Source organism: Pseudomonas sp. DSV-1, from assembly GCF_035830915.1.
In the GTDB taxonomy this organism is placed as follows: Bacteria; Pseudomonadota; Gammaproteobacteria; order Pseudomonadales; family Pseudomonadaceae; genus Aquipseudomonas.
This window is the reverse complement of the sequence record NZ_JAYMYG010000001.1, coordinates 3,093,134-3,106,868: the sequence shown is the minus strand read 5'-3', so window position 1 is coordinate 3,106,868 and position 13,735 is coordinate 3,093,134. Positions and strand designations below refer to the sequence as shown.

Below are 13,735 nucleotides of genomic sequence, written 5' to 3'. Positions count from 1 at the left end.
GATAGGGGAGCTGATTGAGCGTCGACCACGTCAACGCAATCCTGGGGTATCAGTTCATGAACAGCCGCACGTGTGCTTTGACGTGAGCGGCGGCGAGCACATCGACGATGGGTACATAGGACGACATCTGTTCGATATCACCGATTTCAGCGATGTCGCAGAAGGCTTCAATGTCGTGGTTGAGTTCGAACAGAATGTGCTGGGTGTCCAGGTGCGTGACCCGCATGAGGCGCATGGCGGCGCTGAGGATGGTCATGGCGACACCGTACTGGTGCATCACCACCACTTCCCTGGCGCCAATGCCCTGCGTCGACATCACCACGGCCTGGGTGACGGGGTAGGTGCCCGCCGCGTTGCCGGCCTTGATCTGCTCCAGCCACCAGCGGACCAAGGGTTTTTCGACGACATGGATCGACATTTCGGCCAGTTTTTTACCCATGCGCGTCGCCATCAACCGGCTTTCTTCGTTGAGCTTGCGGTTATTGACCGCCCAGTCCGCGCGCAGGATCCCGTCGCGGTCTTCCGCGACGCAGGCCCGGTGCGCGGCGACGACGCCCATGCCGTCACAACTGGCCGCTTGTTTGAGCGCCGTGAGGACAAAGCCCTTGAGGGTCGCGACATCGTGAACGATGCCTTTCTGAATGGCGGATTCCACGCCGTTCGAGAACGAAAAGGCACCCACTGGCAATACGGAATCGCCAAACTGCATGATGCGAATTAGATCTGATGCGTTCATCAAAGCGCCTTCTTGCCGGATTCAGTGCTTATGGCTGTGAAACGTATGGCCATTGTCGTGGCTGTGACTGTGCGAGTCGTGACTGTGCAGGCCCTGGATCTTGAGGGCTGCCGCGTCCAGCTTGTCTTGCGGGCTGGCCACGTGAACGTGGGTGTCGGTTTCTTCGGCGCCGCCAAACAGCAGGCGTGCCTCTGAAGTGGTCAGCAGTGGCAGGACTTCAGCACCGCCGACAAAGGCATACGGCAAGTGTTGAAAACCGTGGGTGCGCATCACCGAATCCATCATTTTGGTTTCGACTGTGAGTGGGATGTACACCTCGTTGTGTTTGGTCACGGCTTTCCAGTGCTGGTTGCCCAGGGCATGGCCCAGTTCGAAGCTGGTCTTGATCAGGACGTCCAGGGGTTGCTGTTTGAGTTCCTTGAGATCAATCACCATCACGTCGCGCAGATTCAGTTGCACCACGACGGCGGTGTTGGTGGCGTCATCCCACATCAGCACATCACCGTCGGACAGCACGACGTTGCGCTCCAGTGAGATACCCAGGTCCAGCCCGCCGAGACTGGTGCGCCGGCAGCGGCTTTTTTGCGCTTCACGCTGGTCCAGTACCAGAAGGTCGACATTGGCGCTTTCCAGTTTCTGTTTCCAGTGCGGGTCTTTCTTGGCGTTGCCCAGAATGTGTTCAATCAAAATCACGTCGCAAACTCCTTCCCCGAATCATTTGCCGGGCGTTTGCCGCCGGGGATGAATGCGTCCCCGGCGGCTGCCCGTTCAGACTTTAGCCAAAGAAATAACGCTGGTTCATGGTGGCCACGTCGATGGGTTTGCACGTGGCGTGCACACCGTCGACTTTTACGGCGAAGGTTTCAGGGTCAACTTCGATATGCGGCGTCTGGTCGTTGCGTACCAGGTCTTTCTTGGAGACGGTGCGACAGCCCCGTACTGCCACGACCTGACGTTCCAGCCCGGCTTTTTCTTTCACGCCGTCTTCAAGGGCCGCTTGCGACACGAAGGTCACGCAGGTGTCCTGCACGGTTTTGCCGAACGCGCCAAACATCGGACGGTAGAACACCGGCTGCGGGGTTGGCAGGGAGGCGTTCGGGTCACCCATTGCGGCCCAGTTGATCATGCCGCCCTTGATCACCATCTTCGGCTTGGCACCGAAGAAGCGCGGATCCCAGAGCACCAGGTCGGCCATCTTGCCGACTTCGACCGAGCCCAGCACGTGGCTGATACCTTGGGCCAGGGCCGGGTTGATGGTGATCTTGGCCACGTACCGCAGTACACGGAAGTTGTCGTTGTCGGCACTGTCTTCCGGCAGTTTGCCGCGCGAAGCCTTCATCGCATGGGCGGTCTGCATCACGCGCAACCAGTTTTCACCGACACGGCCCATGGCCTGGGAGTCACTGGAGAACATGGAGATAACGCCCATGTCCTGCAGCACGTTTTCGGCGGCGATGGTTTCCGGGCGTACCCGACTTTCGGCAAACGACACGTCGGCCGGCACGTTCGGGTTGAGGTTGTGACAGACCATGATCATGTCGAACAACTCGGCCTGGCTGTTGACACCATAGGGCAGGGTCGGGTTGGTCGAGCTCGGCAGCACGTTGTTCTGGCTTGCCACCCTGATGATGTCGGGGGCGTGACCGCCACCGGCGCCTTCAGTGTGGAAGGTGTGGATGGTACGACCTTCGAAGGCATCAATGGTGTCTTCGACGTAGCCACATTCGTTGAGACTGTCGGTGTGCACCGACACCTGGACGTCCATTTCATCGGCAGTACGCAGCGCATGGCGTATGGCGTTTGAGGTTGCGCCCCAGTCCTCGTGAACCTTCAGACCGGCGACACCGGCGATGATTTGCTCGGCCAGCGGGTCGCGGCCGAAGGAGTTGCCCTTGCCGAGCATGCCGACGTTGACCGGCAGCCCTTCGAGCGAGCGCAGCATCTGGCGGATGTTCCACGGGCCTGCGGTCACGGTGGTGCCGTTGGTGCCGTCGGTAGGGCCGATGCCGCCGCCGAAGAAGGTGGTCACGCCGTTGGACAGCGCGTGGTAGGCCTGTTGTGGCGAGATCAGGTGAACGTGGGTGTCGATCCCGGCGGCGGTCAGGATCAGGTGCTCACCGGAAATGGCGTCGGTGCTCACACCCACCACCAGGCCGGGGGTCACTCCGCTCATGGTGCCCGGGTTGCCGCTTTTGCCGATACCGACAATCTTGCCGTCACGCACGCCCACGTCGGCTTTGATCACGCCCTGGATCGCGTCGATGATGGTGACGTTGGTGATCACCAGATCCAGCACACCGTTGTCGCGGGTCAGGGTGTTGTCGGCCCCCATGCCGTCTCGCAGGGATTTGCCGCCGCCGTAGACGGATTCTTCGCCGTAACCACGTAAGTCCTTTTCAATCTCGACAAACAGGTTGGTGTCACCCAGGCGGATTTTGTCGCCCGTGGTAGGGCCGAACAGGCCTGCATATTCTTTGCGTGAAATGGTTGGCATCGGTGGCTCCTTTTCTAATGCCGCGCGGGCGTCAATGACTCAACGGCGCGTGTGCAAAATATGAAAATGCTGTGGTTACTTGTCGTTGACGGGCTTGGCAGGCTTGGAGAACTTGAACCCGTGATCGACTGCGCGCTGAATGGCCTGGAGTTTTTCCGGGCGTTCATGGTTGCTGGTCATTTTGTCCGGTGCCCAGCCATCCACCAGGTTGTTGAAGCCGTAAAGGGTTTGCTTGCCACCGTAAGGGATCAGCGGCACCTCAATTTCGTCACCCGGCTCGAAGCGGATAGCGGTGGTGGCTGAAATATTCAGGCGCTTGCCAAAAGCTGCGGCACGATCGAACTCAAGGGCACGGTTGACTTCGAAGAAATGAAAGTGAGAACCGATCTGGATAGGACGGTCACCGGTGTTACGCACTTTGACTTTGGTGACAGGGCGGTCTTCGTTGAAGGTGATCGGTGTGCTGGCGTAAACGGTGCCGCCCAGGGGTACATCGGCCTCATTGCCCTTGTTTACGCCACCTGGATTTTTGGCGTGGGGGATAGTGTGCTTGGGATGGGTATCCTGGTGCGGTCCTGCGGTCTCTTTGGTGCTCATGACTGATTCCTCAAAACGTGGAAGTTTTGCGTTAACCGGGTGTGGAACAGCGGTTACTTGATCGGGTCATGGACCGTGACCAGACGGCTGCCGTCGGTGAAAATCGCCTCAACCTGAACATTGGGAATCAGGTCGCTGACACCTTCCATCACGTCATCTTTGGTCAGCACCTTGCTGGCCTCGGTCATGACATCTTCAACCGACTTGCCGTCCCGCGCGCCTTCCAGTGCGGTCACGGTGATAATTGAAACAGCCTCTGGATAGTTCAATTTCAAGCCGCGAGCCTTGCGCCGGAATGCGACGTCCGAGAGGGTGTAAACCATCAGTTTTTCGACTTCTCTGGGGGTGAGCTGCATAAGCCCTCCTATTTACAGTGCGGTAGGAATTAAAGTTCTGGAGTGCAGGTCAGGCGTGCGCGCATGCCCAACACTCCACACGTCGGGAGCGTGCAAAGGCGGGTTGAGGTTCGGGTGGTTTTTGGGTGCAGGTGGTCGTTTCATAGGCTCAACCGTTCAAATCCATTAATACGGGTGCGAGACAGAGGCTAGACCATAATTTCCAGCAGGCCAGGCGAAGCAGGAGGGTGGCCAAGAGGGAGTCGGCGTTTTTCAAGGTACTTGTCGCGTCAACCATCCAACTATGCCGCTCTTTTCTCGGCCTGCTGCTCCCGATCCGGGTTCAGCATCACCGTCCCTATTGGCTCCCAGTTACGCGTCTGACCTGACCAGCGTTCCGGGCTTTTCTTCCGAGCTCGTTCGTACAGGTCATGCCGCCGAGCCAGGATCTGATGATCCAACCCACGATGGCGCTCTGACGGCGTGACGAAGCGGATCCGGCTATGCCGATGCTCGTTGTTATACCAGCGCATAAAATCCCTCACCCAGACCCGTGCGGCATCCAGGCTGGCGAAGCCTGCCTGCGGCCATTGCGGGCAATATTTCAGCGTTCTAAACAGTGACTCCGAGTACGGATTGTCATTGCTCACTCGCGGCCGACCACGGGACGGCGTAATGCCCAGGTCGTACATCTTGCTCAACAGCGTCAGCGATTTCATCGGTGCTCCATTGTCCGAGTGCAGCACCAGCGGCTCGTATAAACACTGCTCGCCGATCACGCTGCGCTGCAGCAGCGCAGCGGCTTTTTCGCCGCTTTCTTCTTCGTAAACTTCCCAGCCCACGGCCTTGCGGCTGTAAATATCCTCGATCAAATACAGGTAGTAATACTTGCCCCGTATCGGCGACGGCAAGTACGTGATGTCCCACGACCACACCTGGTTGGGCGCTTGCGCAGCGTGCGTTGTCGGTGCTGCGTAGCGCCGGGGACGCTGGCTACGGCCTCGATGCTGTTGCTGGCCCGCCGCTCGCAAGATGCGATAAAACGTGGCCTCCGACGCCAGATAACGTGCTTCGTCAGCCAGACGCGGAACGATCTGGCTCGGAGGCAGATGGGCGTATGCCGGGCTGTTGCACAGCGTCACGATGGCTTGCCGCTCGATCTCGCTCAAGGCATTACGCGGCGTAGGCCGCACGGTGGTCGTGCGGGCATCGGCTTGAAGCACCTGCGTTTCGGTCCACCGTTGCAAGGTTCTGAGCGACAGCCCTACCTCTCGGCATGCCAGGACTTTTCGGGCTCCGGCCACCACTGCTTCGACCAGCCAAGCTACGAGCAACTGCCGTTCCGGCAAAGAGGTCAGTTGTCCTCGCTGTCGATCCCCCAGTAATCGTTGAGCTTTTTTCGCAGCACCAACAGCGCGGCGGTTTCGGCCAGCGCCTTGTCTTTGCGGCGCAGTTCACGCTCAAGTTCCTGGATGCGTTTCTTGTCTTTACGCGCTTGTTCGCGGTCGTCTTTTTGCTGGGACTTTTCAGACTTTTGGCCGCTGATAAATGACTGTCGCCAGGTGGCGATCTGTTCGGGATAAAGTCCTTTGCGGCGGCAATATTCTCCCAGGTCGATTTCGGCCAAACCGGCGGCTTCAAGGACAATGGCGAACTTGGTTTCGGCTGACCAGTTCTGGGATGACGGCTTGGTTTCGGACACTACATTCCCTTCGGATCTGAACTGTTTGCGCCAGTTGGACAAAGACATTTCGCTGACCCCTTCGCGCCGGGAAACCTCGGCCATCGTCAGGCTCAGCGGGGGAAGCAGCATCTTGAGCAATGCGGCTCTACGTTCAGATGAATAATACGGCACGACCAGTCTCTTTCCGCCCCCGATATGCTTTTTCAGGAAAAATCGGAGAGGCGACAACTATCCTGACACCGGGGGGAGTTGACACATGCTGAAATCAATGTTTTTTGATATATTTCGTTATAAAACAAAGGCTTATTTGATTATTTGTGTGTTCTTGAATCGTGTTTTTTAGCTAAAAAAGCGTTTTCTGAGTACGAAAAAACCTTATCTTTTGTGCTTTAAGTCATCGAAATTGATGTGCGCGCTCGATTAATAGCTGTCCTCAGCGCGCAAGGCAGGGACCTGAATGGCGAGAGCAGCACAGGTGACTTTTGCACTGCGCCCGGTCGACGAACCGTTCAGGTCGATGCCAAAACGCTATTTTTCATTTGGAAGTTTGTCGTTTTTAAACAAGTGCCTATGGGTGTTTTGATAGAGCGCGCTGTGTAGTTGGTCATTGAATTCAGTCAGTTGCCTGAGCATTTCCAGGCTCAGCCAGACATAGGCGTAAAAGGGTGTTTCGCTGATCTTGCCATCAAGGCTCTTGAGAACAAGCTCATGCAAATCGTGGGTTTTCTGGCGCAGTTCGCCACTGATCTGATTGTTTGCGATGCCCAGGCACAATTTGTTCTGGAGTGATTCGAGGGCTTGTGGAATCAGTTGGTGAAGGTCACTCAACGCCGGTTCGCTCTCAATCAGCAGATGGCTCTCGCGCGAAGACCAGTACGCATCGATCATCAGGCTCATGGTCGCCAGCATGTTGCGGTGCAGGGTTTGCACGGCCTCGAACACTTGTGGCTTGAGGTTGGTTTCTTTGCTCGCGGGAGCGATGTAGTTGCGTAACTTGATAATCGCATCCAGTTCATCCTTCAACTGGTCTTCCAGGTCGGGGCGCTCGGCGATCCGGGGGGAGAAGTACGCCGCGTACAGCTCATTGATCTTGCCCAGGCTTTCGCTGAGTTTGATCCGCAGGTCGGTGTAGGCCCGCAGGGGGTAAATGCTGGTATAGAGCATGGCCAGCAAGGAACCTGCCAGTACGTAGCCACTGCGGGTGAGTGCGGACTCCATGTCATTGGGCGGGGCGCAACTGACCACCGCCAGTGTTGCGCCGATCAGCAGGGCCATGTAAGGGTGTTTGCCGAGGGTCAGGTAGCCGGCGATGAACATCATGACGCCGGACCACACCAGCATGAGGGAGAACGAATAGGTTTCCAGGTACAACCCCACCAGCCCCGACAGCGCACCAATGATGGTGCCGCCGGTACGTTGCACGGCCCGGGAGGACACATTGCCCCAATAAGGCTGCGGCCCCATCACAATGAGCATGGTGATCAGGGCATAGGAGGCGCCGTCGAGTTTGAAGTAACGGATGACAACAAAAGTAATCAGGAACGCCAGGCTGATACGGGTGGCATGGATCCAGTGGTTGTATTTGCAGGCCAGTTTTTCCAGATTTGAAATCTTTTTACCCAGCTGCATAGAGTCCCCAATCGTTGTAATGGATTGGGCTGCCAGCGTAGTTCAGGATGGGAGGGTCCACCACTTGGGATGGCTCTGCTTTGGGGCGCAGAGAAATGGCAGGCGTAAAAAAGGCCATTACCTTCATGGGGATCCGGTAATGACCAAAAATTCTCAACCAAAGAGAGCGTCAGGCATCAACCTGACGGGCGGCAATGTATCAAGGTCAAACTTAGTTAGCTAGCTAAGTGTGCGCGAAACTGTTTTACCTGATGCGCAACAATGGTGCATGGCGAGCCGGCTAGGCACGCCAAGCGTTACCCGATACCCTTTGCGCCATGCAAATACCTGACTTGAATCTGCTTGTGACCTTGAACGTCTTGCTCGAAGAAGGCTCGGTGGTGGGCGCTGCCCGGCGCATGAACCTGAGCGCTCCGGCCATGAGCCGCACCTTGACCCGAATTCGTGAAGTCTTGAATGACCCTATTTTGGTGCGTTCAGGCCGTGGGCTTGTCCCCACTCCCAGGGCACTGGAGTTGCGTGAGCAGGTGAGGGGTGTGGTTGAGCTGGCGCACGGGGTGTTCACCCAAAGCCAGAACAGTGATTTACGTGAGCTGGAGCGCACGTTCAGCATTCGCGCCAATGACGTGTTCTTTGGAGTTTATGGCGCAGCGTTGCGTCAGCAAATGGCCCTGGAAATGCCCAAGGCTACGTTGCGGGTCGTGCCTGAGGGGTTTACCGATGATGAGGCGTTGAATGAAGGCCGCATTGACCTGACCATCTGCGCCACCAACCGCTTCAGCTCGGATATCAAGGTGCAAAGATTGTTTACCTGCCCCTTTGTAGGGCTGGCCCGGGAGGGGCATCCGATTTTCGATGAGCCCATTACGGCCGGGCGGTTTGCCGGTTTCGACCATATCAGCGTGTCACGCAGGGGACATGCCCGTGGACCGATCGATACGCTGCTGGCCGAGCTGGGGCTGGAGCGCCGGGTGTCGTTCACTACGCCGACGTTTTACTCGGCGATCTTTGCCTTGACGGGGGGTGATCTGATCTTGCCTTTGATGCCCCAGATGTTGCTCAAAACCCTTGAGCCACTGGGCCTCAAACTGCGTCCGTTCGAGTTGCCGCTCACGTTGCAGCCGGTCGATATCGTCCAGGCCTGGCACCCGCGCCTGGACAACGATCATGCCCATCGCTGGCTGCGTCGCACCCTCAAAACCTTCTGTGACAATGCGCTGACTTAGGAGTTGGCCGCCCTTGTGGGAGCGGGCTTGCTCGCGATTCGGGCAAGCCCGCTCCCACAGGGTGGATGCTCGTAGGCGCAGATTGTTGCGTCTGGCGCACTCCAGAGTTAGTTATTTATCAATTTTTATAGCTATTTCGCCTGATTAAACTGTCCGTCATCTATCAAGTCGACGGAGTGAGCCATGTATTGGCGGTTTGATCATGGGCGCAGTCTGGCGCCTGGAGCAGGGGTGTGACGGCGCTGGTCGCAGGCGTCGCGGCCCCGGCACCGTCCCCGGCTGTCAGTGCGGCATTTGGCCTGCGGATTTTTACCGGTCTGTTGGGCGTCTTGCTGGCGGTGCTGGTATCGGGGTTCAACGAGAATGTCACCAAGGTGGCCATGCCCGATATTCGTGGGGCAATGGGCATCGGTTTTGACGAAAGTACCTGGTTGCTGGCGGTGTATTCGGCCACGTCCATCAGCGCCATGGCCTTTGCGCCCTGGTGTGCGGCAACCTTCTCTTTGCGACGTTTTACCCTGTGTGCCATAGGCGCCTTTTTGCTGTTGGGCATCCTCTGTCCGTTGGCTCCCAATGTTGATGTGCTGATGCTGCTGCGCACCTTGCAGGGTTTTGCCGGTGGTGCCTTGCCGCCAATGCTGATGTCGGTGGCGCTGCGTTTTTTGCCGCCGGGCATTCGTCTGTACGGGCTGGGCAGTTATGCGCTGACGGCAACCTTTGGTCCCAGTTTTGGTACGCCACTGTCTGCCTGGTGGGTGGAGTACGCCGGGTGGCAATGGGCGTTCTGGCAAATCATCCCGCTGGGCCTGTTGGCGATGGCCTGCGTGGCCTGGGGTTTGCCCCAGGACCCATTGCGGCTGGAGCGCTTCAAGCAGTTTGACTGGCGCGGTCTGCTTCTGGGTTTTCCGGGCCTGGTCATGCTGGTGCTGGGGCTGGAACTGGGCCAGCGGATGAACTGGTTCGAATCGCCGATGATTCAGTTTTTTATTGTCGGGGGCTCGGCCCTGATGGTGTTGTTTTTTATCAATGAATGGTCGCACCCGCTGCCGTTTTTCAAGTTGCAGTTGCTGAAAATCCGCAACCTTGCCCATGCCTTGCTGACGTTGGGCGGGGTGCTGTTTGTGTTGCTGGCGGTGATCAAGATCCCGTCCAGTTACCTGGCTCAGGTGCAGGGTTATCGTCCCCTTGAAACCGCGCCGGTCATGTTGATGGTGGCGTTGCCACAACTGATAGCCCTACCGCTGGTGGTCGCGCTGTGCAACCTGCGCTGGGTCGATTGCCGCTGGGTGCTGGCCATTGGTCTGGCGCTGCTGGCGCTGGCGTGCGGGATTGGTTCGCAGGTGACTTCGATGTGGACTCGCGAGAATTTTTACGGGTTGCAGGCGATTCAAATCATCGCCCAGCCAATGGCCGTGATTCCTCTGTTGATGCTGGCCACGGGTGGCCTGAATCCGGCAGACGGCCCGTTTGCATCGGCCTGGTTCAACACCGTCAAAGGCTTTTCAGCGGTCGCAGCAAGCAGTGTGCTGGGCGTGTTGACCCTCAATCGCGAGCACTTCCATTCAACGATGTTGCTCGATCGCCTGGGCAACTCGCCGCTGGTCAGTACCGGGACAGATCTGGCGCGCCGGGTTCATCAGCAAGCGGTGGTGCTGACGTCTGCCGATCTTTATCTGTACATGGCCGTCCTGGCGCTTTTATTGATTGTGTTAATCCCTTTTGGCCCCACGCGGATCTACGCGCCGGGCACACCTGTTGGAGCAGTGAAATGAGTACAGCAAGCGGGCGCAAGCCTTTGATCGTGGCCGGCGCGGGTCTGGCGGCCTTTATCGTGCTGTACGGGTTGTGGCGGCTGGTATTTGCCACGGGCACGGTGCAGAACACCAACGATGCCTTTGTCAGCGCCGATTACACCCTGATTGCGCCAAAAGTCGCGGGGTTTATCGACGAGGTGCTGGTGCAGGACAACCAGCCGGTGAAGGCCGGGCAGTTGCTGGCGCGGATCGATCCGCAGGACTACCAGGCTGCCGTGCAGGCGGCGCAAGCCAGCGTCGCGACGGCGCAGGCACAACGGGTCAATGCACTGGCGATGCTGGAACGTCAGCGTTCGCTGATCGAACAGGCCAAGGCCACGGTCGATGCAGATCTGGCACAGGTCGAGTTCGCCGAACATGAGTTGCAACGCTATCAACATCTGGCGGGACAGGGTGCAGGCACGCTGCAAAATTCCCAGCAGGCAAAAAACCGCTCGCTGACCGCCCGGGCCGAGCTGGCCCAGCACAAGGCCGCCCTGGAAGCCGCCCGCCAGCAAACCCGCGTGCTGGCCGCCCAGGCCACCGCAGCGCAAGCGTCGGTTCAGTATGCCGAGGCCTTGCAGGCGCGGGCCGAACTGGACCTGTCCCACACCCAACTGACGGCCCCTTTTGACGGTGTGGTGGGACGACGCAGCGTGCGTCTTGGCGCCTACGTCAAACCCGGCGATACCGTGCTGGCGGTTGTACCGCTGGCGGATGCCTTCGTGGTTGCCAATTTTCTGGAGCATCAGCTTACGAATATGCAGGCGGGGCAGCGTGTGACGATCCAGGTCGACAGTTTTCCCGGCCAGACCTTGCAAGGCACCGTCGACAGTATTGCGCCGGCAACCGGTGTGACGTTCTCCGCCATTGCCCCGGATAACGCAACGGGCAACTTCACCAAGGTGGCGCAGCGCATTGCGGTGAAAGTGACTCTGGATCAAGGGCAGTTGCTGGCCAGTCAATTGCGCCTCGGGATGTCGGTGAATGCGTCCATCGATACGGCGACTGCGCACGACCAGCAGGTCAGCACACGATGAAAAACACTGCATTGGCCTGGGCTGTGGCCTGTTACAGCGTGCTGACTTTAAGTGGTTGCGTGGTGGGCCCGGATTTTGAGGCGCCCGTGCCCGCGCTGGCAAAAAACTGGGCGCCCGTTGCCACCCAGGCGGGACATAGCCGGGCCGTCGAGTCGGCAATAGACCCGCGTTGGTGGGACCGCTTTGGCGATCGTCAATTGTCGGCCCTGGTGCGCGAGGCGCAACACAGCAACTTTGATGTGCAGCTGGCGGCCAGCCGTCTGGAGCAAAGCCTTGCGATTCGCCGTCAGATTAACGCCGACACCTTGCCCAAGGTGGACGGTACGGCTGCTTACAGTCGCAGCCGTAACAGCCAGCAGGGCTTGGGTGATCCTTCGGGGTACAGCGGCAAGCAGGCGTTCAACCTGTGGAATGGTGGCCTGGGTTTCAGTTGGGAGGCTGATCTGTGGGGCAGGGTCAAGCGCTCGGTCGAAGCGGCTGATGCTTCGGTGCAAGTGGCAGCAGAGGATCGTCACGGGGTGCAGTTGCTGGTGATCGTGCAGACCGCGCAGCACTACATTCAGCTGCGCGGTACGCAGCAGGCACTGGCGGTGGTGGAGCAAAACCTGCAGATTGCCCGCCGTAGCCTGGAGCTGACCCGATTGCAGCTCAAGGAGGGAGTGGCCACCGACCTGCAAGTCTCGGAAGCCGCCGCCCAGGTGGCCGAGATTGAAGCGCGCATGGCACCGTTGCAGCAGCAAAGTGCGCAATTGATCAATGCCCTGAGCCTGCTGCTGGCCCGCGAGCCACGGGCCTTGCAGCAGCAATTGAGCGCAGTGGCGCCGGTGCCGGCCTATGGCGCGGATGTGCCGATTGGCTTGCCCAGCGAGTTGGCCCGGCGTCGTCCCGATATCCGCCGTGCCGAGGCGCAACTGCATGCGGCGACGGCAGCGATCGGCATGGCCAAGGCTGACTTTTATCCCCGTATTACCTTGTCTGGAAGCCTGGGAGTGCAGGCCATGCAGCTATCGGACCTGGGCAGTTGGGGGGCGCGCAACTTTGCGTTCGGGCCGGGGTTGAGCGTACCGGTGTTTGAGGGTGGGCGTTTGCAGGGGGCCTTGCAATTGCGGGAAGGGCGACAGCAAGAGGCGGGCATTGCCTATCAAAAAACCGTGTTGCGGGCCTGGCATGAGGTGGACGATGCGCTGGTAGCGTACCAGGCCAGCCAGCGTCGACGTGACAGCCTGCAGCAGGCGGTGATGCACAGCCAGCGTGCGCTGGATAGCGTTCATCAACAGTATGCCCAGGGCACGGTGGACTTCCTGAACGTGTTGACCGTGCAAAACGCGCTGCTGGCCAACGAAGCTGCACTGGTAGACAGCACCGCGCAGGTGTCGCTGTCGCTGGTGGATGTGTTTGGTGCATTGGGCGGAGGGTGGCAGGGGTAGTTGCCTGATGAGGCTATTGGGTGTTCAGGAGTGAGGCAGATACAGGTTGCTGCTAAACCCCCGCGACTTTAGCAATCTCGTTTGCCGTATTACTTGGTATATAAGCAGTCGTTCAGACGTTGATTTTAGAGGCCACAATTACCTGGCCCGCTTATCACTTGCTTTGGCCAGGTATGTGTTTTGTCTGAACTGCTGAATCTAAAACAGAATGTCTTGATTGCTCACCCCTCAGGCTCATACAGCTTTGGAACCATCCCGTGCATGCCCACCTTCGGCTTGAAAGGCGGGGAGATCTTTTTGCGTGTGGGGGTTCACAAAGGCGAAGGCCGCGGGTTTGGCATTCGCCATATCTGGGAGGCTCACCAAGCGGAACTGGCCAAGTGCGGCTGTGTGAGCATCGATCGGGTTGCGTTCCACATCGCGAACATGATCGTGCATAAAGCGCCGATTTATTGCGAGTTTCGCGAGATGCGCGGCAATCACCGGCTAACGGTCATGAAAACACCGGCAGGCTCCTTGGTGCTGGAACCACGAGAAGAGCGCAGCGGCTTTGGCTACTACATTGTGACCTGGTACCCCAAGCGTAAAGCCAGCGGGACACTTGTGGGCCAGGTGGTACGCGTGCCCAACAGCCCGCGCTGAAATAAAAAAAGGCGTCCAGTGGACGCCTTTCAGATGTTATCAAGGAGTAGTCGCAGCGATTCTTTAGCTCCGGCACGAATGCCTTGGGTTCAGAATCCGGTCAGCAGGCTGACCGTCACTACTTCAGAGAAA

The 13,735-nt window shown here is 58.5% G+C and carries 11 protein-coding genes and 1 pseudogene; 5 read left to right on the top strand and 7 right to left on the bottom strand.

The window, feature by feature from the left end:
• Positions 1-49 precede the first annotated feature (49 nt).
• The 7 genes and pseudogenes from VSQ83_RS14490 to VSQ83_RS14460 form a co-directional block, all read right to left on the bottom strand.
• Complete coding sequence (locus VSQ83_RS14490) at positions 50-736, bottom strand: urease accessory protein UreF (protein WP_133077601.1); 687 nt, start codon at positions 734-736, stop codon at positions 50-52.
• Positions 737-757: 21 nt separating this feature from the next.
• Complete coding sequence (ureE, locus tag VSQ83_RS14485) at positions 758-1,429, bottom strand: urease accessory protein UreE (protein ID WP_133077602.1); 672 nt, start codon at positions 1,427-1,429, stop codon at positions 758-760.
• Between the two features lie 82 nt (positions 1,430-1,511).
• A complete protein-coding gene (locus VSQ83_RS14480; protein WP_219261230.1) occupies positions 1,512-3,230 on the bottom strand; it encodes an urease subunit alpha in 1,719 nt (572 codons plus the stop codon).
• Positions 3,231-3,425: 195 nt separating this feature from the next.
• A pseudogene (locus VSQ83_RS14475) lies at positions 3,426-3,827 on the bottom strand (urease subunit beta); the annotation flags it as partial.
• Positions 3,828-3,880: 53 nt separating this feature from the next.
• The gene (locus tag VSQ83_RS14470; protein WP_016781195.1) at positions 3,881-4,183 is read right to left on the bottom strand and encodes an urease subunit gamma; all 303 of its coding nucleotides are present in this window, start codon (positions 4,181-4,183) and stop codon (positions 3,881-3,883) included.
• Positions 4,184-4,464: 281 nt separating this feature from the next.
• A protein-coding gene (locus VSQ83_RS14465; protein WP_326397640.1) for an IS3 family transposase occupies positions 4,465-6,017 on the bottom strand; the annotation gives its coding sequence in 2 pieces (ribosomal slippage) (positions 4,465-5,555 and positions 5,555-6,017; 1,554 coding nt in all).
• A 357-nt stretch (positions 6,018-6,374) separates the two neighbouring features.
• Positions 6,375-7,475, bottom strand: a complete 1,101-nt coding sequence (locus VSQ83_RS14460; protein ID WP_219261232.1) for an FUSC family protein — start codon at positions 7,473-7,475, stop codon at positions 6,375-6,377.
• Between the two features lie 317 nt (positions 7,476-7,792).
• On the opposite strand from VSQ83_RS14460, the gene VSQ83_RS14455 reads away from it, so the two are divergent.
• From VSQ83_RS14455 to VSQ83_RS14435, 5 genes are all read left to right on the top strand, one after another.
• A complete protein-coding gene (locus tag VSQ83_RS14455; protein WP_219261233.1) occupies positions 7,793-8,701 on the top strand; it encodes a LysR family transcriptional regulator in 909 nt (302 codons plus the stop codon).
• A 233-nt stretch (positions 8,702-8,934) separates the two neighbouring features.
• Entirely contained in the window at positions 8,935-10,473 is a 1,539-nt protein-coding gene (locus VSQ83_RS14450) for an MFS transporter (RefSeq protein ID WP_326427090.1), read from the top strand.
• Entirely contained in the window at positions 10,470-11,534 is a 1,065-nt protein-coding gene (locus VSQ83_RS14445) for an HlyD family secretion protein (RefSeq protein ID WP_326427089.1), read from the top strand. Before VSQ83_RS14450 ends, VSQ83_RS14445 begins: the two co-directional genes overlap by 4 nt.
• Positions 11,531-12,961: an efflux transporter outer membrane subunit gene (locus VSQ83_RS14440; RefSeq protein ID WP_326427088.1), complete on the top strand. Its 1,431-nt coding sequence runs from the start codon at positions 11,531-11,533 to the stop codon at positions 12,959-12,961. The genes VSQ83_RS14445 and VSQ83_RS14440 overlap by 4 nt, the downstream gene beginning before the upstream one ends.
• A 261-nt stretch (positions 12,962-13,222) precedes the next feature.
• A complete protein-coding gene (locus VSQ83_RS14435) occupies positions 13,223-13,603 on the top strand; it encodes a hypothetical protein (RefSeq protein ID WP_257622773.1) in 381 nt (126 codons plus the stop codon).
• The last annotated feature ends 132 nt before the right edge of the window (positions 13,604-13,735 follow it).

What these genes read in the sequence shown, in the direction of transcription:
- VSQ83_RS14480 (WP_219261230.1), bottom strand. Translation starts at nt 3,230, where the DNA reads ATGCCAACCATTTCACGCAAAGAATATGCAGGCCTGTTCGGCCCTACC.
- VSQ83_RS14435 (WP_257622773.1), top strand. Translation starts at nt 13,223, where the DNA reads ATGCCCACCTTCGGCTTGAAAGGCGGGGAGATCTTTTTGCGTGTGGGG.
- VSQ83_RS14445 (WP_326427089.1), top strand. Translation starts at nt 10,470, where the DNA reads ATGAGTACAGCAAGCGGGCGCAAGCCTTTGATCGTGGCCGGCGCGGGT.
- VSQ83_RS14490 (WP_133077601.1), bottom strand. Translation starts at nt 736, where the DNA reads ATGAACGCATCAGATCTAATTCGCATCATGCAGTTTGGCGATTCCGTA.
- VSQ83_RS14460 (WP_219261232.1), bottom strand. Translation starts at nt 7,475, where the DNA reads ATGCAGCTGGGTAAAAAGATTTCAAATCTGGAAAAACTGGCCTGCAAA.
- VSQ83_RS14470 (WP_016781195.1), bottom strand. Translation starts at nt 4,183, where the DNA reads ATGCAGCTCACCCCCAGAGAAGTCGAAAAACTGATGGTTTACACCCTC.
- VSQ83_RS14440 (WP_326427088.1), top strand. Translation starts at nt 11,531, where the DNA reads ATGAAAAACACTGCATTGGCCTGGGCTGTGGCCTGTTACAGCGTGCTG.
- VSQ83_RS14455 (WP_219261233.1), top strand. Translation starts at nt 7,793, where the DNA reads ATGCAAATACCTGACTTGAATCTGCTTGTGACCTTGAACGTCTTGCTC.